Annotated in this window: 24 protein-coding genes; 8 read left to right on the forward strand and 16 right to left on the reverse strand. The window is 72.9% G+C overall.

Features of this window, described 5'->3' with window-relative positions; translation table 11 throughout:
• Positions 1–50: 50 nt before the first annotated feature.
• A complete protein-coding gene (locus AB0B40_RS34970; protein WP_345051173.1) occupies positions 51–971 on the reverse strand; it encodes an SDR family NAD(P)-dependent oxidoreductase in 921 nt (306 codons plus the stop codon).
• A gap of 86 nt (positions 972–1,057) precedes the next feature.
• On the opposite strand from AB0B40_RS34970, the gene AB0B40_RS34975 reads away from it, so the two are divergent.
• Positions 1,058–1,984 (forward strand): cyclase family protein, encoded by a 927-nt coding sequence (locus AB0B40_RS34975; RefSeq protein WP_362267533.1) that lies wholly within the window; start codon positions 1,058–1,060, stop codon positions 1,982–1,984.
• A gap of 252 nt (positions 1,985–2,236) precedes the next feature.
• On the opposite strand, the gene AB0B40_RS34980 is transcribed toward AB0B40_RS34975, so the two are convergent.
• The 5 genes from AB0B40_RS34980 to AB0B40_RS35000 all read right to left on the reverse strand — a co-directional run bounded on the left by AB0B40_RS34980 (position 2,237) and on the right by AB0B40_RS35000 (position 6,594).
• Positions 2,237–2,710, reverse strand: a complete 474-nt coding sequence (locus AB0B40_RS34980; protein WP_345051461.1) for an ATP-binding protein — start codon at positions 2,708–2,710, stop codon at positions 2,237–2,239.
• A gap of 18 nt (positions 2,711–2,728) precedes the next feature.
• A complete protein-coding gene (locus tag AB0B40_RS34985) occupies positions 2,729–2,866 on the reverse strand; it encodes a hypothetical protein (protein WP_362267535.1) in 138 nt (45 codons plus the stop codon).
• Between the two features lie 397 nt (positions 2,867–3,263).
• Positions 3,264–4,262, reverse strand: a complete 999-nt coding sequence (locus AB0B40_RS34990) for an acyl-CoA dehydrogenase family protein (RefSeq protein ID WP_362267560.1) — start codon at positions 4,260–4,262, stop codon at positions 3,264–3,266.
• Positions 4,263–4,264: 2 nt separating this feature from the next.
• On the reverse strand, positions 4,265–5,398 hold the full coding sequence (locus AB0B40_RS34995) for an acyl-CoA dehydrogenase (RefSeq protein WP_362267538.1): 1,134 nt from the start codon (positions 5,396–5,398) through the stop codon (positions 4,265–4,267).
• Positions 5,398–6,594, reverse strand: a complete 1,197-nt coding sequence (locus tag AB0B40_RS35000) for an amidohydrolase family protein (protein WP_345051183.1) — start codon at positions 6,592–6,594, stop codon at positions 5,398–5,400. Before AB0B40_RS35000 ends, AB0B40_RS34995 begins: the two co-directional genes overlap by 1 nt.
• Before the next feature lie 100 nt (positions 6,595–6,694).
• Here AB0B40_RS35000 and AB0B40_RS35005 point away from each other — a divergent pair, with 100 nt between their 5' ends.
• Positions 6,695–8,209 (forward strand): AMP-binding protein, encoded by a 1,515-nt coding sequence (locus AB0B40_RS35005; RefSeq protein WP_362267540.1) that lies wholly within the window; start codon positions 6,695–6,697, stop codon positions 8,207–8,209.
• Between the two features lie 35 nt (positions 8,210–8,244).
• On the opposite strand, the gene AB0B40_RS35010 is transcribed toward AB0B40_RS35005, so the two are convergent.
• Entirely contained in the window at positions 8,245–9,528 is a 1,284-nt protein-coding gene (locus AB0B40_RS35010; protein WP_362267543.1) for a zf-HC2 domain-containing protein, read from the reverse strand.
• A 42-nt stretch (positions 9,529–9,570) separates the two neighbouring features.
• On the reverse strand, positions 9,571–10,128 hold the full coding sequence (locus AB0B40_RS35015; RefSeq protein WP_362267562.1) for a sigma-70 family RNA polymerase sigma factor: 558 nt from the start codon (positions 10,126–10,128) through the stop codon (positions 9,571–9,573).
• Positions 10,129–10,464: 336 nt separating this feature from the next.
• Between AB0B40_RS35015 and AB0B40_RS35020 the strand changes: the two genes are divergently transcribed.
• Both AB0B40_RS35020 and AB0B40_RS35025 read left to right on the forward strand, forming a co-directional pair.
• Positions 10,465–10,845 (forward strand): STAS domain-containing protein, encoded by a 381-nt coding sequence (locus AB0B40_RS35020; RefSeq protein WP_345051190.1) that lies wholly within the window; start codon positions 10,465–10,467, stop codon positions 10,843–10,845.
• A 178-nt stretch (positions 10,846–11,023) separates the two neighbouring features.
• A complete protein-coding gene (locus AB0B40_RS35025; RefSeq protein ID WP_362267545.1) occupies positions 11,024–11,536 on the forward strand; it encodes an EF-hand domain-containing protein in 513 nt (170 codons plus the stop codon).
• A gap of 28 nt (positions 11,537–11,564) precedes the next feature.
• Here the strand turns inward: AB0B40_RS35025 and purU are convergent, their stop codons facing one another.
• Both purU and AB0B40_RS35035 read right to left on the reverse strand, forming a co-directional pair.
• Positions 11,565–12,449, reverse strand: coding sequence for a formyltetrahydrofolate deformylase (gene purU, locus AB0B40_RS35030; RefSeq protein WP_345051196.1), 885 nt, complete (start codon positions 12,447–12,449; stop codon positions 11,565–11,567).
• Between the two features lie 47 nt (positions 12,450–12,496).
• Positions 12,497–12,997 (reverse strand): hypothetical protein, encoded by a 501-nt coding sequence (locus tag AB0B40_RS35035; protein ID WP_345051199.1) that lies wholly within the window; start codon positions 12,995–12,997, stop codon positions 12,497–12,499.
• A 117-nt stretch (positions 12,998–13,114) separates the two neighbouring features.
• Here AB0B40_RS35035 and AB0B40_RS35040 point away from each other — a divergent pair, with 117 nt between their 5' ends.
• A complete protein-coding gene (locus AB0B40_RS35040) occupies positions 13,115–14,443 on the forward strand; it encodes an ABC transporter substrate-binding protein (RefSeq protein ID WP_362267547.1) in 1,329 nt (442 codons plus the stop codon).
• 40 nt (positions 14,444–14,483) lie between these two features.
• Here AB0B40_RS35040 and AB0B40_RS35045 read toward each other — a convergent pair whose 3' ends face one another.
• Both AB0B40_RS35045 and AB0B40_RS35050 read right to left on the reverse strand, forming a co-directional pair.
• Entirely contained in the window at positions 14,484–16,307 is a 1,824-nt protein-coding gene (locus tag AB0B40_RS35045) for a hypothetical protein (protein WP_362267550.1), read from the reverse strand.
• A 233-nt stretch (positions 16,308–16,540) separates the two neighbouring features.
• A complete protein-coding gene (locus tag AB0B40_RS35050; RefSeq protein ID WP_362267553.1) occupies positions 16,541–17,926 on the reverse strand; it encodes a transcriptional regulator in 1,386 nt (461 codons plus the stop codon).
• Between the two features lie 297 nt (positions 17,927–18,223).
• On the opposite strand from AB0B40_RS35050, the gene AB0B40_RS35055 reads away from it, so the two are divergent.
• Positions 18,224–18,889, forward strand: a complete 666-nt coding sequence (locus AB0B40_RS35055; RefSeq protein WP_345051209.1) for a bifunctional DNA primase/polymerase — start codon at positions 18,224–18,226, stop codon at positions 18,887–18,889.
• 483 nt (positions 18,890–19,372) lie between these two features.
• Here AB0B40_RS35055 and AB0B40_RS35060 read toward each other — a convergent pair whose 3' ends face one another.
• Together AB0B40_RS35060 and AB0B40_RS35065 are read right to left on the reverse strand one after the other, a co-directional pair.
• Positions 19,373–20,299 carry an alpha/beta hydrolase gene (locus tag AB0B40_RS35060; protein WP_345051212.1) on the reverse strand — a complete coding sequence of 309 codons (927 nt, stop codon included), beginning with the start codon at positions 20,297–20,299 and terminating at the stop codon, positions 19,373–19,375.
• A 277-nt stretch (positions 20,300–20,576) separates the two neighbouring features.
• Entirely contained in the window at positions 20,577–21,269 is a 693-nt protein-coding gene (locus tag AB0B40_RS35065) for a metal-dependent transcriptional regulator (RefSeq protein WP_345051214.1), read from the reverse strand.
• 194 nt (positions 21,270–21,463) lie between these two features.
• Between AB0B40_RS35065 and AB0B40_RS35070 the strand changes: the two genes are divergently transcribed.
• Entirely contained in the window at positions 21,464–22,219 is a 756-nt protein-coding gene (locus AB0B40_RS35070) for an SIS domain-containing protein (protein ID WP_345051216.1), read from the forward strand.
• An 82-nt stretch (positions 22,220–22,301) separates the two neighbouring features.
• Here the strand turns inward: AB0B40_RS35070 and AB0B40_RS35075 are convergent, their stop codons facing one another.
• The gene (locus tag AB0B40_RS35075) at positions 22,302–23,714 is read right to left on the reverse strand and encodes a PAS domain-containing protein (protein ID WP_362267557.1); all 1,413 of its coding nucleotides are present in this window, start codon (positions 23,712–23,714) and stop codon (positions 22,302–22,304) included.
• Between the two features lie 418 nt (positions 23,715–24,132).
• Positions 24,133–24,819, reverse strand: coding sequence for a pyridoxamine 5'-phosphate oxidase (gene pdxH, locus AB0B40_RS35080; RefSeq protein ID WP_345051220.1), 687 nt, complete (start codon positions 24,817–24,819; stop codon positions 24,133–24,135).
• Positions 24,820–24,996: 177 nt separating this feature from the next.
• On the opposite strand from pdxH, the gene AB0B40_RS35085 reads away from it, so the two are divergent.
• Positions 24,997–26,097, forward strand: coding sequence for a citrate synthase 2 (locus tag AB0B40_RS35085; RefSeq protein WP_345051223.1), 1,101 nt, complete (start codon positions 24,997–24,999; stop codon positions 26,095–26,097).
• Positions 26,098–26,152: the final 55 nt, after the last annotated feature.

Raw genomic sequence — 26,152 nt, forward strand, 5'->3', positions numbered from 1 at the left:
GAGAGTGCGTGCATGGCGTCGCGAGGCAGACGGGAATTGTCAGACAGGCCCTAGGGCCTGTCGGCGTTCGGCCGGGTGCCGTCCCGCGCCGCCGACTCCATCGCCGCAAGCCGCGACAGCATCGGCATCGGGTCCACCCCCACCGAGCCGGGCAGGAACTCCGCGATCCGCTCCGGGGTCCAGGAGCCCTCGGCATAGGCCGAGCGCAGTTCCCTCGGCTGGGCCCAGACCGCGATCTTCGGCCCGGCGATCGTGTACACCTGCCCGGTGATGCCCTCCCCGGCGGCCCGCTCGGACAGCAGGTACACCACCAGCGCGGCCACGTCCTCCGGCTCCCCGATCTCCGTCAGGGCCGTCGGCACGTTCGCCGACATCCGCGTCCGTGCCACCGGCGCCACCGCGTTCGCGGTCACCCCGTACTTGTGCAGGCCGAGCGCCGCGCTGCGCACGAGCGAGATGATCCCGCCTTTTGCCGCGCTGTAGTTGGCCTGGGAGACGGAGCCCTGGTGATTGCCGCTGGTGAAGCCGATGAGGGTGCCCGACCGCTGCCTGCGCATCACGGCGGAGGCGGCCCGGAACACGGTGAAGGTGCCTTTCAGGTGGGTGGCGACGACCGGGTCCCACTCCTCCTCGGTCATGTTGAACAGCATCCGCTCCCGCAGGATGCCGGCCACGCACACGACACCGTCGATACGGCCGTACGACTCCACCGCCCTGTCCACGACCCGTCGGCCGCCCGCCATGGTGGAGATGTCGTCGGCGACCGCGACGGCCTCGCCGCCCGCCGCCTCGATCTCCTTGACGACGGCTTCGGCGACCTCGCTGGTGGGCGAGGCGCCGTCCACGGCGACGCCGTAGTCGTTGACGACGACCTTCGCCCCCTCGGCCGCCGCCGCCAGCGCGACCGCCCGTCCGATCCCGCGGCCGGCGCCCGTCACGGCGACGACCTTGCCTGCCAAGAAGTTCCCCACGACCGGCCCCTTCCCGCGGTTTCTGACGGACCGTTAGATTTTATGGCCCGTCGGACGCACGGACACAAGCCCCGGGGAGGCACCGGATGACACTGCCGCAGGAGTTCCAGGAGATCGCGGGGCGCGTGAACAACTGGGGACGGTGGGGCGCCGACGACGAGATCGGCACCCTGAACCTGGTCACGGACGAGGTCGTGCGGGCGGCGGCCGGTGAGGTGCGCACGGGTCACCGCGTCCCCCTCGCCCTGCCCCTGCGACAGGACGGCGTACAGACGGGGATGATCCCGGGCCGGGTGAACCCCCTGCACGCGATGGTGCAGCTCAACCAGGAGCTGTTCGGCCCGGGCACGGTGGCGTGCAGCGACGACGCGGTGACGATGGGCCTGCAGGCCGGCACCCACTGGGACGCGCTGACCCACGTCTCCCACTCCGGCAGGCTCTACAACGGCCGCCCGGCGGGGACGGTCACCGCGCACGGCGGCGCCGAGTTCAGCGGCATCGACAAGGTGCGGCACCTCGTCTCGCGGGGGGTGCTGCTGGACGTGGCACGCGCGCGCGGCGTGGACCGGCTGGCGGGCGGCCACGCGGTGACGCCCCAGGATCTGGCGGCGGCCGAGGAGTACGGCCGGGTGCGGGTACGGGCCGGCGACATCGCGCTGGTGCGGACGGGACAGATGCAGGTGTACCTGGCCGGGGACAGGCAGGGCTACGGCTATCCGTCGCCGGGCCTCTCGGTGCGCTGCCCGGAGTGGTTCCACGCGCGCGATGTGGCCGCCGTCGCGAACGACACGCTCACATTTGAGATATTTCCGCCCGAGATCGAGAATCTGTGGCTGCCCGTGCACGCGCTGCACCTGGTGGAGATGGGGCTGCTCCAGGGCCAGAACTGGAATCTCGAAGAGTTGTCCACAGCCTGTGGAGAAACGGGCCGGTACGCGTTCCTGCTGTCGGCGATGCCGGAACCCTTCGTCGGCGCGACGGGCACGCCCGTGGCACCGGTGGCGGTCCTGTGAACAGCGGCGGCGGGTCTGCGGCTGGCGGCGCGCCTCCCCCCACGGTCACGCACGCGCCGCCACCCGATGCGACCCACACTCGACAAGGGCCCAGGGCAGCCGGGCCCTCACCGTCCCCTCGCGGCGAATCGACGCCCACAAGCCTGATCAGGTGCCCGGGCGACGTCAACGCCGGTACGCGCGCGTGTTGCGACACCCTGCTCGCGCGACCCGCGCACGGTTGCACCCCCGGCGCATCACGGCCGGGGTGCGTTACACCGCTTCGAAGGCGAGATCCTCGTACGCGGACAGTCCGCCCCCGTACGCCATCGCCGCGCTCTGCCGGGACTGCGCACAGCGGTCCAGTTCACACCAGATGCTCTTGCCGGCGTCCTCGGCGCTCCAGCCCCAGCGGTCGGCGAGACAGTCCACGAGGGCCAGACCCCGGCCGCCGGTCGCGTCGTCGTCGGCGCAACGCGGCACCGGCGCGCGGGTGCTGGTGTCGGCCACCTCGACCCGCACCGTGGCCGACGCCCCGTTCTCGGCCACCGGGCCGGGCAGGCAGAGCCGTAGCACGGCCGGCCGGCCGGTGTGCACGACAGCGTTGGTCACCAGCTCGGAGACGAGCAGGATCAGGGTCTCGGCCAACGGCTCGTCGGCCGTTATCCCCGACCCGGCGAGCCGCGAGCGCGCCCACCTCCGGGCCCGCCCCACCTCCGCGGGGTCGGGCCGGATCTCCAGCTGCACTTGAAGCACCTGCACCGCTCACACCATCCGAACCGGCGGACACATGTCCCCACGCCGTCCGCGCGCCACGGCGTCGGCCGCGGCGACGATCACGACGAGGGCCACGATCGTAGCCATTCTCTGCATGGCCAGAACAACGGCCAGAGCAAGGATCACGGACTGTGACTCCCTTGCGAGACAGCATGGTTGACGTACAGTCACCCCAACAAGCGCTTCGGGCATATTCCCGCACGAAGGAGTACGCGTAGGGCATACTGTGCGACGCTCTCGCCGGGGAGTCGAACAGGCGGGGGCAACGGCCCGGACCGCCCCGCGAGCAGCGGCGCGCAACGCGCTGATCGGCACCGCCCCAGGGGCACCGTCGGCACGGCTCGTACGCGCAGCCACTCGCATCTCCCACAAGGTACCGGAGCGGGTACCCGACTCCGGGCCGTGACGAGTCAAGCGAAGGACACAACCGGGTATCGACGCTCCGTGAACCCGCTCCGCCACGATCCGCGACATCGTGGGCCAAAGCTTTTCGGGCGGCACGGGCCGGGCGGCCACCGGCGGCTCAGCCCGCCAGGGCGGCGGCGAGCAGTTCCTCACTCCGCGCGCTTCCCCCGGCCCGCCACGCCCGCACCCAGGCCCGCTTCAGGTGCAGATGGACATCCGCCTCCCAGGTGAACCCCATGCCGCCGTGCACCTGGAGGCAGTCGCGGGCCCCCCGTACGGCGGCCTCGTCGGCGAGCAGCCGGGCGGCGGCGATGTCGGCCGGGTCGGCGGTCACGGCGGCGGCGTAGACGGCGGCCCGCGCGGTCTCGGCCCGCACCAGCAGGTCCGCGCACAGGTGCTGGACGGCCTGGAAGGCGCCGATCGGCCGCCCGAACTGCTCCCTGGCCCGGGCGTGTTCCACAGCCAGCTCGCACACCCGTCCGGCCGTGCCCAGTTGTTCGGCGGCGGTGAGAAGCACGGCGACGGGGTCCGGACAGCCGAGGAGGGCGCCCGAAGCACCGCCGGACGGACCCGGGACACCGGCGAGGGAGTTCCCCGTACCGGCCACGGGTTCTGCGGTACCGGCCGCGACGTCCCCCGTACCCGCGAGGGCGGACCACGGGTCGGTGCGCGTGGCGGGTACGCGGTGCAGGGGTGTGAGGGGGTCCACCGACCGCAGCGGTACCGCACCGGAGGCGTCGCCGCGGACGACGTCCGCCGCGTCCAGCCACTCCGCCAGCTCGCCGTCGACGGCCGCCACGACCGTCTCGCCGTGCGCCGCGCCGGGCACACTGCCGGCCGCGAGATGCGTGGCCACGAGCGGACCGGGCAGCAGGGCCCGGCCCGCCTCCTCGAAGACCAGCACGGCCTCCGGCAGCCCCAGCCCGACCCCGCCGTCCGCCTCGGGCAGCCGCAGCGCGAAGAACCCCGCCTCCCCGAGGGCCCGCCACAGCGTCCGGTCCAGCCGGCCCGGGGCGTCGACGGCGGCGCGCAGCGCCTCCCGCCCGAAGCGCCGGGCCAGCAGCTCGCGCACACCCTTGCGCAGCGCGCGCTGGTCGTCCGTGAGCCGGAAGCGCAACGTCATCTCCCCCTCGGCAGGCCGAGGATCCGCTCGGCCACGATGGTGCGCTGGATCTGCGAGGTGCCGGCGGCGATGGTGTACGACAGCGAGGACAGCCGGTCGAGCACCCAGGGCCGGTCCAGGTCGAGGGCGTCCGGGCCGAGGACCTCGGCCGCGGTGTCGTACAGCTCCTGGCGTGCGTGCGAGTAGCGGAGTTTGAAGACCGAGCCGCCGACGCCCGGCATCCCGCCGCTCGCCTCCGCCTCGCTGACGTTCCACTGGGTCAGCCGCCACAGCGCCCGGAACTCCGCGTCGAGCCGGCCCAGCCGGCGGCGCAGCGCCGGGTCGTCCCACCGTCCGTTCCCCCGGGCCGTCCGGGCGAGTTCGCCGAGCATCCGGCGGCAGGCGACGACCTCGCCGACGAAGGCGGTGCCGCGTTCGAAGGAGAGGGTGACCATGGTGACGCGCCAGCCGTCGTTCTCCTCCCCCACCCGGTTGGCGACCGGCACCCGCACCTCGTCGAGGAACACCTCGGCGAACTCCGCCGAGCCGGCGAGGGTGCGCAGCGGCCGCACGGTGACGCCGTCGGCGTCCATGGGGAGCGCGAGCCAGGTGATGCCCCGGTGCCGGGGGGCGTCCGGGTCGGTGCGGACCAGCAGTTCGCACCAGTCGGCGACTTCGGCGTGCGAGGTCCAGATCTTGGACCCGGTCACCACGTACACGTCCCCGTCCCTGCGCGCGCGTGTGCGCAGCGAGGCGAGGTCGGATCCGGCGTCCGGTTCGCTGAACCCCTGGCACCACACCTGCTCGCCGCGCAGGATCGGCGGCAGCCAGCGGGCCCGCTGTCCGGCGGTGCCCTCGGCGGCGATCGTCGGCCCGGCGTGCAGCAGTCCGACGAAGTTGGCGCCCACATAGGGCGCCCCTGCCTTCTCGGTCTCCTCCAGGAAGACCATCCGCAGGGTCGGGGAGGCGTCCCAGTGGACGCCGGCGTACCCGGCGTCGTAGAGCATCCGCTGCCAGCCGAGGTCGTAGGCGCGGCGGCCGGGCCAGTCGTCCGGGGACGGCTCGGCGGGCAGGGTGGGCAGCGTCCCGGCGAGCCACTCGCGCAGCCGGGCCCGGAACTCCTCCTCCTCGGGCGTGTCCGAGAGGTCCATCAGGCGTCGAGGTCCAGGCCCAGCATGCGGATGGCGTTGCCCCGCATCAGCTTGTACACGGTCTCGTCGTCCAGGCCCTTCACATGGTCGAGCGCGACCTCCTTGGTGTGCGGGAAGGTCGAGTCGACGTGCGGGTAGTCGGTCTCGAAGGTGGCGTTGTCGCGGCCGACGGCGTCCAGGGACGCGACCCCGTGCTTGTCGCGGAAGAAGCAGCAGAAGATCTGCCGGTAGTAGTACGTCGACGGCGGTTCGGGGATCAGGTCCCTGACCCCGCCCCAGGCGCGGTGCTCCTCCCACACGTCGTCGGCGCGCTCCAGGGCGTACGGGATCCAGCCCATCTGCCCTTCGGAGTAGGCGAGCTTCAGCCGGGGGAACTTCACCAGCACCCCGCTGAAGAGGTAGTCCATCATCGAGGCCATCGCGTTGTTGAAGCTCAGGGAGGCCTGGACGGCGGGCGGGGCGTCCGGGGAGGCGGCGGGCATCTGGGAACTGCTGCCGATGTGCATGCTGACGACCGTGCCGGTCTCCTGGCAGACGGCGAAGAACGGGTCCCAGTGGCCGGAGTGGATGGAGGGCAGCCCGAGGTAGGTGGGGATCTCGGAGAAGGTGACGGCCCGCACCCCGCGCGCGGCGTTGCGCCGGATCTCCGCGACCGCCAGTTCCACGTCCCACAGCGGGATCAGGCACAGGGGGATCAGCCGGCCGCCGCTGTCGCCGCACCACTCCTCCACCATCCAGTCGTTGTAGGCGCGCACACAGGCGAGGGCGACCTCCTTGTCGTGGGCCTCGGCGAAGGTCTGCCCGCAAAAGCGCGGGAAGGTCGGGAAGCAGAGGCTGGCCTCGACGTGGTTGAGGTCCATGTCCTCCAGCCGGGCCCCGGGGTCCCAGCAGCCGCGCCGCATCTGCTCCCGGGTGATGCCCTCCAGGGTCATCTCGTCCCGGTCGAAGCCGACGGCGGCGATGTTGCGCTTGTACGGGAACTTCAGGTCCTCGTAGATCCACCAGTCCGTCGGCTGGCCCTGCGGGTCCATGGTGATCTGGTACTTGCCGCCGACGTAGGCCAGTTCCCCGATCCCGGCGGTCAGCGGCTTGGGGCCACGGTCGCGGTACCTGGCGGGCAGCCAGGTCTCGAAGAGGTGGGCGGGCTCGATCACGTGGTCGTCGACGCTGATGATGCGGGGCAGTTCGGTGGCCATGGGTCCCCTCCGCCGGACGGTACTCGACTGGGCCTGCTTATCTGATGGCCCGTCAGATAGCATGTCACCTGACGAGTCGTCAGCCAAGCAGGGGGCAGCCGTGAACGAGACCCCGCACACCCTGGGCACCGCCCGCACACTGTGGGAGCTGGTCGCCCGGCGCGCCGCCGTCACCCCCGACCGCCCCGTCCTCCTCCAGGCCGGCCGCCGGCTGACCTTCGGCGAACTGCGCGCGCGGGCCGAACGTGTCGCGGCGGGCCTGTACGGCATGGGCGTACGTCCCGGCACGGTGGTCGCCTGGCAGCTGCCCACCCGCATCGAGGCCGCCCTGCTGTCCTTCGCGCTGGCCCGCCTGGGCGCCGTACAGTCCCCGGTCATCCCCTACTACCGGGACCGGGAGGTCGGCTTCGCCCTGCGCGCCTCGAAGGCGGAGTTCTTCGCCGTACCGGGCGTCTGGCGCGGCCACGACCACACGGAGATGGCCCGTCGCCTCGGCGCCAGAGGCGTGTTCGAGGCGTACGGCACCCTGCCCGACGGCGACCCGTCCGTCCTGCCCCCGCCGCCCGCCGAGGGCACCTCGGCGCGCTGGATCTACTGGACCTCGGGCACCACCTCCGACCCCAAGGGCGTACTGCACACGGACCGCTCCCTGATCGCGGGCGGCTCCTGCCTGGCGCACGCGCTGCGGCTGTCCGCGGACGACGTGGGCTCGATGGCCTTTCCGTACGCCCACATAGCCGGCCCCGACTACACGGTGATGCTCCTGCTCTACGGCTTCCCCGCGGTGATGTCCGAGCACTTCGCGCTCCCCGGCGCGCTGGCGGAGTACCGGCGGCACGGGGTGACCGTCGCCGGCGGCTCCACGGCCTTCTACTCCCTGTTCCTGGCCGAGCAGCGCAGACAGCCCGGCGAGAAGGTGATCCCGACCCTGCGCCTGCTCGCGGGCGGCGGCGCCCCCAAGCCGCCCGGGCTGTACCGCGCCGTGGTCCGCGAGATGGGCGTCCAGCTCACCCACGGCTACGGCATGACGGAGGTCCCGATGATCACGATGGGGGACCCGTGGGACACCGCCGAGAACCTGGCCACGACCGAGGGCCGCCCGCCGGCCGGCATGGAGGTCCGGATCGTCGACGGCGAGATACGGCTGCGCGGCGAGGCCGTCTGCCAGGGCTATCTGGACCCCGCCGAGACGGCCGCGGCCTTCGACGCCGACGGCTTCCTGCGCACGGGCGACCTGGGGCACATGACGGAGTCCGGCCATCTGGTCCTCACCGGCCGCCTGAAGGACGTGATCATCCGCAAGGGCGAGAACATCTCCGCCAGGGAGATCGAGGACCTGCTGGCCGCGCACCCGGCGGTGGCCGACGCGGCCGTGATCGGCCTCCCGGACGCCGAGCGCGGCGAACTGGTCTGCGCGGTGATCGAACCGGCGGCGGGGACGGCCGGCCCGACCCTGCCGGAGGTCGTGTCCTTCCTCCGGGCGGAAGGACTGTCCGTGCACAAGCTGCCGGAACGGCTGGAGGTGCTGGACGCCCTGCCGCGCAACGACACCCTGCGCAAGGTGCTGAAGTACAAGCTCCGGGAGCGCTTCTCAGCACCGCCGCGCCAGGGCTGACCCGCCCCGGTGCCGAGTGCCGTCGTCGGTTCCGGTCACATCCGGCTCATGCTCGCCGCCGCGTACAGCACGTCCCTGATCGCCTGGCGGTCGCCGTCCTGGCCGACCGCCGTCTCCTCCGGCGACACATGACCCGCGGCCAGCTTGCAGAACTCCACGCCGTCCAGGGCCACATGGGCCACCTCGAGGTCCGCGGAGCCCACCGCCGCCGGCGAGTCCAGCGGGATCAGCCACTCGCCCCCGGCCGCGCCCTCGATCTCCAGCCGCAGGCTGCGGCCGGGCGCGCCGGCCGGGACCAGGTGCGGGGTCCGGCGGCCCGGCTCGGACAGGCCCGCGCGCCGGCGCTCGGCGAGCACCGTCGGCAGCAGGCGGGCCGCCAGGTCGATCATCCGGTTGAGGTGCCGTGGCGCCGGCGGCTGGTACGGGTAGTCCACCGCCTCCGCGATGTCCTCGGCGTGCACCCAGCACTCGAAGGCGCGGTCCAGCATCGCGTCGTGCAGCGGCAGCGCGAAGTCACCGTAGGGGACCCCGAGTCCGCCCGCGTGGCCGCCGGTGAAGGACACCGTCCGCACCAGGCTGTGGCTCTGCTCCCGCCACGGCCCCCGCACCGAGCACGTGGGCGGGAAGTGCGAGGCCCGCCAGAACGCCTCCGTGCGGCCGGCCGGACCGAGGGCACCCGGCTGCGCCGCCCCGGCGACGTCGGCCAGCGGGTCCGTCAGACCGAGCGCCGCGGCGATCAGCCCGTCCACCGACAGCAGGTGCGCGATCACCCCGGCGACCGTCGTACGACGGCTCGTCGCGGTGTCGTCCTCGAACCACCGCAGGCGTACCGGCGCATGCCACTCCGCCTCCCCGAAGTCCTGCAGCAGCGCGTCCAGTCGGGCGGTCTCGGCGTCGTACGGCGCCGCCCACTCGGGCACCGGGATGCGCGGCGGCCGACGGCTCAGGCAGCTCTCCAGCACGCGGGTGCGCAGAGCGGGGTCCAGGTCCAGGCTCTCCGGCTGGTGCAGCAGGCCGACCGCCTCACGCAGCCTGCGGGCCTCGTCGGCGCATCCGCCGCAGTCGCCCAGGTGCTCTTCCACGGCCGCCGCCTCCGCGGCCGAGCACGCGGCCAGCGCCCAGGCGCCGAGCAGCGACTTCAGGACGTCGTGCGAGAGGGCGAGCGGCACGGGTGCGAGGTCCCCCAGGTCGGCGAGGCCGGGCAGCGGGTGCCCGCTGTCCTCCACGGAGGCGCGGGGCGGTGGGTATGCGCGGGGCCGCTCCGGCGCCGCCGGCGTCGCCCGGGGAGTCCCCCGCGCCTCCGCCGCCACGGCCCGCACGGCCGTCGCGGCCCTCGTGTGCCTCGAACCAGCCCGCGCCGCTCACACCGCACCCCGGTATCCCGGCGGTGTGCCCGCGTCGTGGGCGGTGGAGAGCAGCTGGAGGCCGAGGCGGAGCCGGCGGCGGGCCTCGTCCTCGGTGACGCCGAGGTCGGCCGCGGTCTGGCGGTAGTCGCGGCGCTGGAAGTAGGCCGAGTCCAGGGCGGCGCGCAGCGGGGCGGGCAAGGAGTGGACGATGAAGTCGGCGCGGGCGGCGACCGAGGCGCGGCGGACCGTGCTCTCCAGTTCCTCGCGCCGCGGCTGTTCCCGTTCCTCCCGGTCGCGCAGCCGCTGCACGGCGACCCGGTGTGTGACCGCGGCGACCCAGGAGCGCAGCGGGCCCTGCTTGGGGTCGTAGGTCTCGGGGTGCTCCCAGACGTGGGTGAAGACCTCGCGGGTGATGGCGTCGGCGGCCCGCTCGTCGCCGAGGACACGGTGGGCGAGGCTGTGCACGAGCGAGGCGAACCGGTCGTACAGCTCGCCGAGGGCGGCCGCCTCACCGCGGGCGAGCCGCTGCTGCATCTTGCGGTCCCAGCGGGGCGGTACGTCCTTCCTGGCCATGCGGTCCCCTCCCCTCACCGTGCCCGGCGCGTCCAGCTTGTCGGTCCTGCTCTCCTCGAATGTAGTCGGCACGTCCGACAACGCACGCCCCTTTGTGTCAATGTGCGCCCCCGGGAGCGTCGCAGGTGATAGTGCCCTCTTCACACAACCTCCACACGAGGTGCGCGCATCTTTGATCAAAGAGGATCGATAGTGACCGAAAGAAGCTCCTTGTTGATCACTCCCCGTTTGCCGCGTCGCGTTTCAGGGAACGGCCGCTGGGCAGCCGCGCGGAATGAAACGTAGGAACTGCTTCCGTTTCCGGGCGGTTCCGCGGGATCCGGCGAGCGGAGGGGCGTGGCCGTGGCATTCAATGTGACCGACGACGAACAAGGCGCGTGGGCCGTGCTCCGGGTGTCCGGGGAGCTGGACCTGATGACCTCACCGGTGCTGCGCCAGCGCGTGCACGACGTCGTCGCGGAGGGACACCACAGCCTCGTCGTGGACCTCTCCGACGTGTTCTTCTGCGATTCCAGCGGGGTCGGCGTGCTCATCGCCGCCCGCCGGCTGATCCGCTCCTGTCAGGGCCGGCTGCGGCTGATCCTGCCGGACCGGGGCGCCGAGGACGGTTCGCACGTCAACCGTGTCCTCGGCGCGCTCGGCGTCCGGCGGCTCTTCGACGTCCACCCCGACCTCGGCTCCGCGACCACGGACGAGGCGGGCCCGCTCTCCGCCTGAACGGCCGTCACGCCCCCGCGATCCGGCCACACTGATGTCCCGGCATTCCCCCGGTCTTGGCACAGTCGCCCGTTTTCCGCCGCCCGACGCCGTCCACGTCGTACGCTCCCAGCCAGGTCGCCCCGGCGACCGGCAAGACCCTCATGCACGAGCCTCACGTAAGGCGGTCCGAACAGACATGGTCAGCACCGAGTACGAGCGCAGGATCGCGGCCCGGTTCGCCACCTTCGACCAGGACGGCAACGGCTACATCGACCGCGGTGACTTCAACGCGGCGGCCAAGGCGCTGCTCGCCGAGTTCGCCGTACCCGCCCGTTCCGACAAGGGGCAGGCGCTGTACTCCGGCGCGGAGGCGTTCTGGCAGGGCATGGCCGGCATCGCCGACCGGGACGGCGACCAGCGCATCACCCGCGACGAGTTCGTCACCGGCGCGGTCAAGCGGCTGCGGGACAACCCCGACCGCTTCGCCGAGATCGCCCGTCCCTTCCTGCACGCGGCCCTCGCGGTGGCCGACACGGACGGCGACGGCCACCTCGACATCGCCGACACCGCACGCGTGCTGCGGGTTCTGCACGTACCGGACGGCCTCGCCGAGACGACCGCCGCCGCCCTCGACACCGACGGCGACGGAAGGGTCGGCGAGCCGGACGTCGTCCCGGCGTTCGCCCGCTACTTCACGGTGCCCGAGTAGCCACACCGCCCCGCGCGGGGCCGGGGTCCTACGCGAACACCACCGTCCGGCGGCCGTTGAGCAGGATGCGCCGCTCCGCGTGCCACTTCACCGCCCGCGCCAGGGCCTGGCACTCCACGTCCCGGCCGATGGCGACCAGCTGGTCCGGCGTCACGTCGTGCCCGACCCGCTCGACCTCCTGCTCGATGATCGGCCCCTCGTCCAGGTCCGCGGTGACGTAGTGCGCCGTCGCCCCGATCAGCTTCACGCCCCGGGCGTGGGCCTGGTGGTACGGCTTCGCGCCCTTGAAACTCGGCAGGAACGAGTGGTGGATGTTGATGATCCGGCCGCTGAGCTGCTTGCACAGGTCGTCCGAGAGCACCTGCATGTAGCGGGCGAGGACGAGCAGTTCGACCTTCTCCTCCCGCACGATCTCCAGCACCCGCGCCTCGGCGTCCGCCTTGGTGTCCTTCGTGACCGGAATGTGGTGGAAGGGAATGTTGTAGGAGCCCACCAGCTCTTCGAACTCGGTGTGGTTCGACACCACGCCCACGATCTCCACCGGCAGCGCCCCGATGCGCGCCCGGAACAGCAGGTCGTTCAGGCAGTGCCCGAACTTGCTGACCATGAGCACGATGCGCATCTTCTGGTCGGCCCGGTTGATCTGCCAGGACATGTGGAACGAGTCACCGATCGCGGCGAAGCTCGCCCGCAGCTTGTCCACCGTCACCGGCGCCTCGGCCGAGAAGTGCACGCGCATGAAGAACAGCCCCGTGTCATGGTCGCCGAACTGCTGGCTGTCCTCGATGTTGCAGCCGGTCATGAACAGATAGCTGGACACGGCGTGCACGATGCCCTTTTTGTCCGGGCAGGAGAGCGTGAGGACGTACTGGTCGGCCGGTGCTGCGGCGGAGGAGGCGGACTGCTCAGTCATGCACTACAGGGTCCCATACCGGCCACCCGCCGGTATGCCGCCGTCCGCTACGCGGACCTCGTCACGATCCGCAGCACTTCCAGGCTCTTCGGCGGCGTGTCCGGGTCCTCCCCGTCGCTCACCGACATCCGCACGTGCGCGTCGCGCGCCGCCTGCACCGCGTCCGGCCAGCCGGCGTGCTCCACGTACGCGGTGACCGGGGCGTCCGGGCCGACCTGGTGCATGATGCGCAGCACCCGCAGCACGGCGGTGTCGACGAGCGCCGCCTCCTGCGAGTCCCGGAATATCGTGCCGACGTACTTCTCCGCCGACCAGTTGTCCAGCCAGGTGTCCTCCACCAGCCGGTACACGGCGTCCGTGACGTCACCGTAGCCGTCCGTGCCGGCCAGCCAGACGTCCCGCTGGAACGCCGGGTCGGAGAGCATGTGCAGCGCCGAGCGCACGTTGCTGCGCCACCGCCACCACGGCATGTCGTTCAGGGGCATGCCGCCCATGGTGGAGGAGCGACGGCCGCGACGGGAAGTGTTCTCCGAACCTTGCACGGTCATCGATCGTACGTTCTTCGCGGCACCGGCATCACGGACCCCCGTAATTCACCTCCATGTCACCCCTCGTTGACCGACAGTCACTCCACGGTTAGTGGTGTGAGGGAATGGTGCGTGTACATGACCGGCAGGCGACGCACTCGCAGTACCCCTCGCATCACACTCCCGCGCCCCGTCAGAGCCATCGCCCTCACCGTGGGCGCCGTGGCCGTCTGTGCGTCGCTCGCCGCCTCATGCGGGGTCGTCCCCGGTGCCACGGGGGGCTCCGGGGACGACCCGGTCAAGGTGATGACCTGGGCCCCCCAGGACACCGACGCGACCAACAAGCCCGGCATGCCCGCGATGGCCCTCGCCTACGCGAAGTGGATCAACAGCCACGGCGGCGTCAACGGCCGCAGACTCCAGGTACTGACCTGCAACGACCACAACGACAGCGTGGGCGCCGCGAGGTGCGCCCGGCGCGCGGCGGACGAGAACGTGGTCGCGGTCGTCGGCTCCTACAGCCAGTTCGGCGACTCCTACCTCGCCCCGCTGGAAGGCGCCGGCATCCCCTACATAGGCGGCTACGGCGTCACCAACGACGAGTTCACCGGCGCCATGTCCTACCCGGTCAACGGCGGCCAGCCCACCCTCCTGGCCGGTCTCGGCAAGGCCCTCGCGAACGCCGGCTGCGGCAACGTCGCCCTGGTCCGCCCCGACAGCATCGCCGGCGACGAGCTGCCCGCGATGCTCGACTCGGGACTGAGGTCCGGCGGCCACTCCGACGCCGGCGACCGTCTCGCCGCCGAGGACGCCACCGAGTACGGCGCCCAGGCCGACCAGGCGCTGCGCTACGCCACCCAGGACGTGACGCGGAAGGGCTGTGTGGTGCCCGCGCTCGGGGACCGCACCGACACCTTCATGGACTCCTTCCGGCGGGCCCGCGCGAGCTACCCGGCCGTACGCACCGCGACCGTGCTCGGCAGCGTCGACCAGACGGTGATCAACACCACGGGCGGGGCCTCCGGGCCGTACGAGGGGGCGTACATCACCGGCTGGTACCCGGTGGCCTCGGATTCCCGCTGGGACCCGATGAAGAAGGTGATCAACGAGGAGGCCTTCGGCGACAACCGCATCGACCCCGCGGACGCCGGCGTGCAGACCACGTGGATCGCCTACACCGTGCTCAAGGCCGTCCTGGAGAAGATCGGCGGCGGCGAGGTGAGCGCCGACACCGTGCGACGTACCCTCAACGACGGCCTGCGGGTCTCCACCGGCGGCCTCACCCCGCCCCTGCACTGGCCCTACGAGAGCAAGCTCGCCGGGGTCGGCTTCCCGCGGCTGGTCAACGCCGACGTCACCCTTCAGGTGGTTCAGGACGGCAGGCTGGTCGCGGCCCGCAAGGGCATCGGCGGCGACGACGGCATCGCCGACATGACCACCATCCTGGAGCACGCGGACGTGCCGTGACGGACCCCGGTGCCGGGGCCCCTCACGGCGGCGCCGGCCGTCACAGCTGGGTCGGCTGGCGCTGGGTCAGTCCGTACTTCCGCGCGATCGTGTTCCACAGCGCCGCCGCCTTCGCCTTCTGCTCGCTGGCGGTGCCGCTCTCCCGGTTGCCGGCCTGCGTCTCGTTGGTGACGCGGGCGTGTCCCTTGCGGCAGACCTTGTGGCTCTTGGCCTGGCCGGCCCAGGCCGCGTAGTGGTTGTCCGCCGCCGCGGACGCCTGCCAGGCCTTGGTCAGGGCGTCCCTCAGCTGGCCCTGGGCGTGGAGCTTGTCCGTGGTCAGCCGGCCGAGCCGGGCGACCAGCTCGTTGCGCTGCCCGGCCGCGTCCCGCAGGTTGCCGGCGGCCTGGTCGAGGTTGTCGCACTGCTTGACGTCGGCCACCGCCTGGATCACCGAGGCCCGGCTGCTGCCGCTGTCCGCGAGCACCTTGTCCAGCTCGACCGCCTGCTGCCGGGCGGGGTCGACGGCGGGCGAGGCGGAGTCCTGGGTGGCCGGAGAGGTGGCGGCGACCGTCTGGTCCTTGCCGTCGCCGCCCTGGTCCGTGCCGCCGCCACCGCTGAGCAGCGCGCCCGCGCCGACCCCGACCACGACGAGGCCGACGCCCACGGCGGCGATCAGCGGCACCCGCGAGCGGCCACCGCGCCGCCCGCCGCCGTCCGGCTCCGCGTCGTACGACGGCTGCGCCGGGCGGTACGACGACTGCGCCGGGCCGGGGTAGGCGTCCGGGCCGGGGTAGGCGTCCGGCTGCTGGACGAGCGGCAGCTGCTGGGTGGAGCCGGCCGGGCTGTCGTCGGCCGCCGGTCCGCCGCGGAAGAGGTTGTCGAACTCGGCGGGCGGCTGCCGGTCCGCCCCCTGCGCCTGGCCGGCCTGGCCGGCGTAGGGCGGTATGTACTGCGTGGCCTCCGCGTCGGAGGGCGCGGGCGCCGCCTGCCGGGGCACCTGGCCGAGGTACCGCGTCTCCTCGCCCGCCTGCTCCGGCGGCAGCGCGCCGGGGGTCACCGGCGGGATGTACCGGGTGGCCGCCTCGTGCCCGGCGACCGGCGGGATGTACTGGGTCGCGCCGTCGGCCGGCGCGGCCTGCACGGGCGGCAGGTACTGGGTGGCGCCCTCGTGCCCGGGGCCGCCGGAGCCGCCCGGCCCGGCGGGGACCGGCGGAATGTACTGGGTCGCGGCGTCGGCCGTCGGGGGCAGCGGGGCACCCGTGGCCGGATAGGCGTCCGGCAGCGGGGCGGCGGGCTGCGCCGGGTACGGCTGCTGGCCGTGCTGCTGCGGCTGGTCGTGCTGCTGCTGCGGCTGGTGCTGCTGGTGCTGCTGGTGCTGCTGCTGGTGCTGCTGGTGCTGCTGCTGGTGCTGCTGGTAGGGGTCCGGCGTACCGTACGCGGGCTGCTGCGCCGCGCCGTAGGCGCCGGGACCGGCCTGACCGCCGGGGGCGTGGGCCGGGGGCTGCCCGAAGGAAGGGGCCTGACCGCCGTACGCGGGTGCCTGGCCGTCATACCCGGCGGGTGCCTGACCGCCGTACGCGGGCGTCTGGCCGCCGTACGACGGGGCCGGGGCGCCCTCCGGAGGCAGCGGGCCGGCGCCCGTGGCCGCCGGTGGCTCCTCGGCGCCGGACCACTGCGGGGCCGCCGGGGGCCAGCTCTGGCCCTGCTGGGGCGCCTGCTGCTCGGGGCCCCAGGTACCGCCCCATCCCTGCCCGCCGGCCGGACCGGCGGGCGCGGGCGTCGCGGTCATGCCCGGCAACAGGGGCTCGCCTCCGTCGGAGGGCAGCACGATGCCTTCGCGCGCGGGCCGCGCCGAGGGCTCCTCGCCCTGTCCACTCTGCGTCACCGGGACTCCTACTAATGGGGGACCTTGTGAATCGTCGGCTCACGCTACCGGGTCCCCCGAGCCGGGTGCCACGCAGCTCAGGGCGTGATCTTCCTTCCTGTGACAGCGGTAACAGAACCGCCCCGCGATGCGCTGTTCTATGGCACCCGGCGCACGCCGGGTGCCGTTTGCCGCGAGTTCACCGGGCCGCGGGGCCCCTGTTCAGGCGGTCCGCGGTTCAGGCGGTCTGCGGTTCAGGCGGCCTGCTGGAGATCGAGGCGCGCCCCGAACTCCCTCACCACCGCCTCGTCCCGGAACGGCTCCAGGCGCTGCTGGAGGTCGTCCAGATACTCGGCGCCCCGGTTGGAGCGGAGCGTCTCCAGCAACTCCACCGCTTTCAGACCGGTGTTGCAGGCCTGCTCGATCTCGCGCTGCTGCACCTGGGCCGTGGCGAGCAGCACATAGCCGATGGCGCGCCGGCGGGCCCGGGACCCGGGGTGCCCGGCCAGGGACTGCTCGGCGTACCGCGCCGCCTCCTCGGCCTGCCCGAGGTCACGGTGGCAGTGCGCCAACTCGTCGGCCAGGTACGCCTCGTCGAAGTGCGTGATCCACGCCGGATCGGCACCCGAGGAGCCGTCCGCCCGCTCCATCGCCGCGACCGCCCGCCCGCCGGACGCCTGCGCCGCGCGTACGTCGCCGAGCAGGGCGTGCCCGCGCGCCTCGGCGGCGTGGAACATCGCCTCCGCGCGCGGAGTCACATGCCCGCGCGCGCCCTCCTGCGCCGCCCGCGCCAACTGGGCGATCTCGCGCGGGTTCCCGAGCTGCGCGGCGAGGTGGCTCATGGACGCGGCGAGGATGTAACCGCCGTACCCGCGGTCCCCGGCGGCCTGCGCGAGCCGCAGCGACTGGATGTAGTACCGCTGCGCCAGGCCCGGTTGGCCCGTGTCGACGGCCATGTACCCGGCCAGTTCCGTCAACCGGGCGACGGCCGCGAACAGTTCCCGGCCGACCGCCTCCCGGTAGGAGCCCGCGAGCAGCCCGGAGACGACGCTGTTCAGGTAGTGCACGACGACCGGGCGCACATGCCCGCTGCCGTACTGGTGGTCGAGGTCCACCAGCGCCTGCGTCATGGACCGGACGGCGGCCACGTCGGCCTGGCCCACCCGCGGACCGGCCTGCCTGGCCACCTGGGCGTCCGGCGCCGAGATCAGCCAGTCACGGCTCGGCTCGACCAGCGCGGAGGCCGCGACGGAGGAGCCGGACAGGAAGTCCCGGCGCCCCACGTCGCTGCGCCACAGCTCGCAGACCTGCTCGATGGCCCCCAGTACCGTCGGCGAGAACTGGAGGCCGACCCCCGAGGCGAGGTTCTTGCCGTTGGCCATGCCGATCTCGTCGATCGTGACCGTACGGCCGAGCTTGCGCCCGAGCGCCTCGGCGATGACCGCCGGGGCCCGGCCCCGCGGCTGCTGGCCGCGCAGCCAGCGGGCCACGGACGTCTTGTCGTAGCGCAGGTCGAGTCCGTGCTCGGCGCCGCACATGTTGACCCGCCGGGCCAGCCCGGCGTTGGAGCACCCCGCTTCCTGGATGAGTGCCTGCAGCCGTTCGTTCGGCTGCCTCGCCACGAGAGGCCTTGCGGCCATGTGCTTACCCCCTGCGTTGCGATCCCCTGGAGCGTGAATTTCCGGTCGGGTGAACCCGGCCGAGACGATCCGGTCGGGAAGATCACTGCCCAGCTGACATACCGTCAATGCACGACATGTGCGGTTTGCCGGGGTAAAGGCTGTTGCCACTCCCCAGCCCTGGCTACCCACCTCACGCCCGGCTTCCTCCCGCGCGCCCCCGGACGTGCACCCATGCGCCCCGACTGCCGAATCGATGCTCCTCCCCCGCGCGCGCTACAGCCGTAACCCAAGGTGAGTGCGGGAGTTGAGTGAGGCGTGGAAGAGACGATCGCGGGCGCCCAGAACACTCAGATCTCCGGCCAGATTCCGCAGCAGCGCGGGGAATCGCTGCTGGAGACCGCCGTACGGTACGCCGAGGAGCGGCACTGGGACGTGTTCCCGGGCACCTGGCTGGAAGCGGTCGACGGGGTGCAGCGCTGCTCGTGCGACGACGCGACCTGCCCTGCGCCGGGCGCGCACCCCGCGCGCCCCGACTGGGCGACCCAGGCGACCGGCAGTGCGACCGTCGCGCGCCGGATGTGGCAGAAGCAGCCGACGGCGTCGATCCTGCTGCCGACGGGGCGGACGTTCGACGCCTTGTCCGTCCCCGAGAGCGCGGGGTTCCTGGCGCTGGCCCGGATGGAGCGGATGGAACTGACGCTCGGGCCGGTCACGTTGACGCCGGACCGGCGGATGCAGTTCTTCGTACTGCCGGGGGCGTCGGCGAAGATGGCGGACCTGGTGCGCAAGCTCGGCTGGTCGATGTCGTCGCTGGATCTGGTGACGCTGGGCGAGGGCGGGTACGTGGCGGCTCCGCCCACGCGGTTCGGGTCCCGCGGAGCGGTGCAGTGGGCCCGCCGGCCCACCCCGGCGAACCGGTGGCTGCCGGACGCGGAGGAGCTGATCTCGCCGCTCGCCTACGCGTGCGGCCGGGACCGGTAGCGGGTACGCCCACCCGCCTGCCGGATTGCCGGTTCGCCGGCGCGCACAGGGCGCGTGGCGGGTTTCCCGGGCAGCCACCCGCGTCCCTCAGGGGGTTGCAGCGCGCCGGCCCGAGGAGCGGGGATTGCGGCGCGCCGGCCCAAGGGCCCGGGATTGCAGCGCGCCGGCCCAAGGGCCCGGGATTGCAGCGCGCCAGCCCGAGGAGCGGGGATTGCGGCGCGCCAGCCCAAGGGCCCGGGATTACAGCGCGCCAGCCCAAGGGCCCGGGATTGCGGCGCGCCGGCCCGAGGAGCGGGGATTGCGGTGCGCCGGCCCGAGGGCCGGGGGTTGCGGCGCGTCGGCCCGAGGGGCGCGGGGAGCTGCGCGACCGGCCGCGAACGGCCCGCGGTCGGCGGCGAACCGGCGACCCGGCGGACGACTGCACCCCGGTCCCGGCGCGCGAGCGCATGGTCGACCGCTTCCAGAACGGCGAGAACCGGGCACTCAGTCCCCGGGCAACGCGTCGAGGAACGGCGAGACAGCGGCCCACCAAGCCGCCGGCAGGTCATAGTGCGCGAGATGCCCCGCGTCGGGAACCTCCGCGTACCGCCCCCGCGGCAGCACCCGCACCATCTCCTGCGCCTCCGCCCGGCCCAGCTCGCCGTCCACGCCGCGCACCACCAGCGTCGGGCACCGCACCTGGGCCAGCTCCTCCCAGTGGGCGTCGTAGACCCACGTCTCCCGGGAGCTGAGCATCTGCTCCGGCTCGAACACGGGCCGCCAGCCGTCCTCGCACTCGTGCATCACCTCGGCGTAGAACGCGCCGCGCGCCGGGTCGGGCCGCTCCACCCAGGGGTCGTCCTCGCCGAACCACCGGCGGACGTCGGACAGGCTGGCGAACGGGACGGGCCAGGAGCGGAACCAGTCGGCCCACTCACGCTGCGAGGCCGCGCCGAGCGCGGAAGCCCGCATGTCGCAGATGATCAGACCGCGCACCAGGTCGGGGCGTTTGGCGGCGAGCTGCCAGGCGGTCAGCGCGCCCATGGCGTGGCCGACGAGGAGCGCGGGGCCCAGGCCGAGCTGTTCCACGGCCGCCTCGGCGTCCTCGACATAGGCATCGCGGGTGTACGCGGCCCGCGCGGGCTTGTCACTGCGGCCGTGACCGCGCTGGTCGAGCGCCACGGCGCGGTGACGTCCGGCGAGTCGGCGGGCGGTGGCGGCCCAATGGGAGGCGCGGCCCATCAGGCCGTGCAGTAACAGCGCCCCCGGAGCGCCGTCCCGCTCCGCCGGCGCCTCCCGCGCGCCCTGCGCCGAGGCGCCCGGATCCGTTGGCGGAGGGACGGGCTCCGCCTCCGGTTCCGGAGACTCGGCGAACTCCCAGGCGGCCAGGCGGACCCCGCCTGCACCCGTCACATCGATACGCCGTGCCATCGACCTGGCACCCCCCAGCCTCCGCCTGCCTCGTCGTCCAGCTGCCTCAGATTATCGAATGCCCATTCGAAGATTCCGTATCTGCGGACAACACCCCTCATTCGAGTGACACCTCTCCGGGCATGATCGCCCCAGCCGAGGGGATCTCTTCTGGCGGGAGGCGGACCGCTCGGGGAAAAGCCGGTCCGAAGGGGATGACCCTGGGAGCTCGGGGCTCCGGGTCAGCACAGGGGAGGACAGGCCCCGGCGCCACAAGGCGCCGGGGCCCTCCGACGTCTCAGCGCTTGGCGACGAACACGTGGGAGGCCACGCCCGCCTCCAGCTCGGCCGCCTCGCCGCCGCTGCCCACCAGCACACCGCCGGGCGACTCCGTCACACTCACCACCGAACCGGGCTGCACACCCGCCCGCCGCAGCGTGTACATCAGCTGCGCGTCCGTCTGGATCGGCTCGCCGATACGGCGGACGACGACCGTCTTGCCGTCCGCCCCCGCGTCCAGATCGGCCAGCGAGACCATGCCCTCGTCCAGGAACGGGTCCGCCCCGTCCTTCTCGCCCAGCTCCTCCAGGCCCGGGATGGGGTTGCCGTACGGCGACTCGGTGGGGTGCCGCAGCAGCTCCAGCACGCGCCGCTCCACGGCCTCGCTCATCACGTGCTCCCACCGGCACGCCTCCGCGTGCACCTGCTCCCACTCCAGCCCGATCACGTCCACGAGCAGACACTCGGCCAGGCGGTGCTTGCGCATCACGCGCGTCGCCAGCCGGCGCCCCTCGTCCGTGAACTCCAGGTGCCGGTCGCTGGCCACGGACACCAGGCCGTCGCGCTCCATCCGCGCCACCGTCTGGCTCACCGTCGGCCCGCTCTGGTCCAGCCGCTCCGCGATGCGGGCGCGCATGGGGACGACGCCTTCCTCTTCGAGTTCGAGGATGGTGCGGAGATACATCTCCGTGGTGTCGATCAGTCCGGACATACGTGCCCCTCGATTACCTGTGCCGGCCGCCCGGCCGGCGTGCGCTGGCCCTGCCGTCAATTCTGCCGGATCCCACTGACAACCGGGCGGTAGCGGGAAAACGGAGACCGCCCCGGTGGTGCGGGCCGTATTGACACCGTACTGGTCCAGACCGCACCGTGATCCGCGACACAGACGCTGCGAAGGGGCACCGCATGAGCGACGGCACGCCTGCCGACCTGTTCTTCGACGCCGCCATCGGCCTGCTGCAACGGGTCCGCGACGAGGAGGCCGAAGCCATCACCGCCGCCGGCACCCTGCTCGCCGACACCGTCACGGCCGGCGGCCGCCTGTTCGCCTTCGGCGCCGGGCACTCCTCGCTGGCCGCCCAGGACGTCGTCTACCGCGCCGGCGGCCTGGCCCTGATGAACCTGCTCGCCGTCCCCGGCGTCGTCGGCGTCGACGTCACCCCGGCCACCCTCGGCTCCGCCCTGGAACGCGTGGACGGCCTCGCCGGCGCCGTCCTGGACACCTCACCGCTCCGCGCCGGCGACGCCCTGGTGATCATCTCCCTGTCCGGCCGCAACGCCCTGCCCGTCGAGATGGCCCTGCACGCCCGCGCCCTCGGCATCCACGTCATCGGCGTGACCTCCGTGGCCTACGCCGCCGAGACGACGTCCCGGCACACCACCGGCACCTTCCTCAAGGACCACTGCGACATCGTCCTCGACTCCAAGATCGCCGTCGGCGACGCGGAACTCACCCTGGACACCATCCCGGCACCCTTCGCCCCCGCCTCCACGGTCGTCACCACCGCCCTGCTGCAGGCCGTCATGGCCACCACCGCCGCCGCCCTCGCCGCCCGCGGCGTCGAACCGCCCCTGCTGCGCTCCGGCAACGTCGACGGCGGACACGAGTGGAACGGCCGGGTCATGACGGAGTACGGCGACCGGATCTTCTACCGCCACTGACACCACCGCGGGAACCGGAACCGGAACCGTGACCATGATCAGGACCGAGACCGAGACCGTCGCCGGAACCGTGACCGGGGCCCTACCACGGCTGCTCCCCCGGCCGCCCGCGCACCGCCTCACCGAGGTCCAGCGCCACCGCGATCCGCAGGGCCACGTCCTCCGCGTAGGCCATGTCGGACCGCTCGAAGCGGCTGCGGCCCGCACCGCGCAGAAACGTCACCACGCCCAGCGTCCGCCCCCGGCTCCGCAGCACCGCGCACAGCGCGTGCACCGCGTCGCCGGGCCACTGCCGCTCCAGCGCCCACTCCCGCGCCCGCTCGGCCGGGACCGACCCGGCGTCCGCACGCACACTCCCGGCCCGCTGCACGCACTGCAGCGCCGGATGCCCCTCCTCGTAGCGTGCGGGCAGCCCCGCCGCGCCCGTGAGCAGACTCGGTCCCGGCGCCCCCGCCGGCGTGGCCGCGAGCCGTACCAGCCGGACCGCGTCCGAAGCGCCCCCGGTCTCCACGTGCGGACCGCCCGCCACCCCGTCGATCAGCGCGTGGTCGGCGAAGCCCGCGAGCGCGAAGTCCAGATGGACGGTGGCCGCCTCCACCGGATCCTCGCACTCGGCCGCGGCCCGGGCCGCACGGTGCAGCTGATTCGTCCGGAACCGCAGCAACGACGCCTCCTGCTGCCCCTGCCTCGCCTCCGTGACGTCCAGGAACAGCCAGCCGACACCGAGCGGCACCGGCTCCTCCGCGAGCGGCGAGGCCAGCCGCAGGAACCCGCTCCGCCAGCAGCGCCGCGCCTCGCCCTGCGTCGTCCGCACGGCCACCCACATCTCGGCCGGCGCGGGCGGGGCACCCTCGGCCAGGACATGCGTCAGCGCGGCCTCCAGCTCCTCCGCGCCCTGCGCCAGCAGCTCACCCAGCGGCCGGCCCAGCGCCGACGCACGCCCCACCCCCAGCGACCGCGCCGCGTACGCGTTCACCACGGCGGGCCGCAGATCCGCGTCGACGAGCACGACACCCCAGGCCGCGTCCTCGAACAGCGCCTCGCTCAGCGCGATCGACCGCTCCAGGTCGATCTGCGCGTGCACCTCGCTGAACGCGCAGTACAGGCCGGCGGGCTTCCCCTCGGGCCCGCGCACGGCGGCGGACTGGGTCCGTACGAGCACCCGCCCCCCGCCCTTGGTCACCAGCGCGAACTCGTGCACCTGCCGCCCCGGCGCGTGCATCGCCGACATCAGCCGGGCCTGCACCTCCTCGGCGTCGGCACTGCGCACCGCCCACCCGGCGAACCCGTGCCGCCCCACGGCCTCCGCGGCCGTCCACCCGAGAATCCGCTCCGCCTCCCGGTTCCAGTGCGTCACCACCCCGTCGGCGTCGAAGGCGCACAGGGCCGCGTCCATCCCGTCGAGCAGGGCGGCGAGCAGATCGGAGCCCCCCGGCTCCTCGGGCTCGTCCGGCCCCAGCTCGTCCGTGGTCCCACTCCGCCGCGAAGCACTCACCTGGACCCCCTGGAAGCCGCGTCCGCGCACGTAGACACGGCGCTCGGTTCGCTCACTGGCCCTTATTCAACTGGAACGTGACACAGCCCACATCCTGTTCCCGCAAGATGGCATGGATCAATGCCGCGGTCCCCCGAGAACAGGCGGCCCGAAAAAACAGTTGAGCACCTCCCGGACGCTTCTTAGGGTGTCGGTTACACGAGAAGGGAGGTGGTTCGGCAGATGTATGGAAACCGGACGCGTGAGGTGACTGCGGGCTAGCGCCCGTCACCACACCATGTGCGGTGCCGGATCAGCGTGTGCGAACACGCAGCCGGCCCAGTCTCAAGCAGTCACCCGACCCGCGGGCTGCCGGTACGTCCGGCCGGCTCCTCCTTGAGGAACCCAGCCCGCGGGTCGTCTGCGTTTTCCGGTGCCGTCAGGGGCTGAGGCGTTCGACCTTCCAGGTGCCGTTCGGCCGGGCCACGTAGCGCAGGCGGTCGTGGAGGCGGTTGTGGCGGCCCTGCCAGAACTCGATCGTCTCGGGGGTGACGCGGAAGCCGCCCCAGTGCGGTGGGACGGGGACCTGCTCGTCCTCGGGGTAGCGGGCCTCCAGGGCGGCGTAGGCCGTGTCGAGTTCGGTGCGGGAGGCGATCACCGTGGACTGGGCGCTGGCCCAGGCGCCCAGCTGGGAGCCGTGCGGGCGGGTGCGGAAGTAGGCGGCGGTCTCGTCGCGGCCGGTGCGCCGGGCGGTGCCGGTGACGATGATCTGGCGGGCCAGCGGGTGCCAGGGGAAGAGCAGTGAGACGTGCGGGTTCTGCGCGAGGTCGCGGGCCTTGCGGGAGTCGTAGTTGGTGTAGAAGACGAAGCCGTCGGTGTCGAACTGCTTCATCAGGACCGTGCGTGAGCTGGGGCGGCCCGTCGCGTCCGCCGTGGAGACGACCATCGCGTTGGGTTCGTAGATCGTGCCGTGCAGGGTCGCCCGGGCCGCGTCCTCGAACCAGCGGGCGAACTGGTCCATGGGATGGGTGGCGAGGTCCTCCTCGACGAGGCCGTCGGCCCGGTACTGCTTGCGCATGGCGGCGGGGTCGAGGACGGGGTCCCGAAGCGGGTCGCGGTCGGTCACGCGGTCATCCTGCCGTATCGAACGGGTATGGCACTCAGTGTCGTGTGGTCTCCCCAACTTTGACACCGGGGGTTATCGTGCTGCTCCCCCTTGCGGTCGGGTTGACCACGGGTGACCACCTGCGGATCGGGGCATCACCGGGGTGACCGCCGCCCACACATCACGAGGAGCCGCCTGATGTCCGATTTCGTACCCGGGCTCGAAGGTGTCGTCGCGTTCGAGACGGAGATCGCCGAACCGGACAAGGAGGGCGGTGCCCTGCGCTACCGGGGCGTCGACATCGAGGACCTGGTCGGGCACGTCTCGTTCGGGAACGTGTGGGGGCTGCTGGTCGACGGCGCCTTCAACCCCGGTCTGCCGCCCGCCGAGCCGTTCCCGATCCCGGTGCACTCCGGTGACATCCGCGTGGACGTCCAGTCGGCGCTCGCCATGCTGGCGCCGGTGTGGGGGCTGCAGCCGCTGCTCGACATCGACGAGGGGCGGGCGCGGGAGGACCTGGCCCGGGCCGCCGTGATGGCCCTGTCGTACGTCGCCCAGTCGGCGCGCGGGCAGGGGCTGCCGATGGTGCCGCAACGGGAGATCGACAAGGCGAACTCGGTGGTGGAGCGGTTCATGATCCGCTGGCGGGGGGAGCCGGATCCGAAGCATGTCGCGGCCGTCGACGCCTACTGGACGTCCGCCGCCGAGCACGGGATGAACGCGTCCACGTTCACGGCCCGGGTCATCGCCTCCACGGGCGCGGACGTCGCCGCCGCGCTGTCGGGTGCGGTGGGCGCGATGTCCGGGCCGCTGCACGGCGGTGCGCCGTCGCGGGTGCTCGGGATGATCGAGGAGATCGAGCGCACGGGGGACGCGGAGGCGTATGTCCGGCAGACGCTGGACCGGGGTGAGCGGCTGATGGGGTTCGGGCACCGGGTGTACCGGGCCGAGGACCCGCGCGCGCGGGTGCTGCGGCGTACGGCCCGTGAGCTGGGCGCCCCGCGGTTCGAGGTGGCCGAGGCGCTGGAGAAGGCGGCGCTGGAGGAGTTGCACAACCGTCGGCCGGATCGGGTGCTCGCCACGAACGTGGAGTTCTGGGCCGCGATCATGCTGGACTTCGCCGAGGTGCCGGCGCACATGTTCACGTCGATGTTCACGTGTGCGCGGACCGCGGGGTGGTCGGCGCACATCCTCGAGCAGAAGCGGACGGGGCGGCTGGTGCGGCCGTCGGCGCGCTATGTGGGGCCCGGGCCGCGGCGGCCCGAGGACATCGCCGGGTACGCGGACATCGCCCGCTGACCGAGGCGGAGCTGCGCGCGCTGGTCGACCTCGCCGAGAAGGAGTCCCTGATCGA

The organism is Streptomyces sp. NPDC042638 (genome assembly GCF_040647235.1).
Taxonomy (GTDB): Bacteria; Actinomycetota; Actinomycetes; order Streptomycetales; family Streptomycetaceae; genus Streptomyces; species Streptomyces rameus.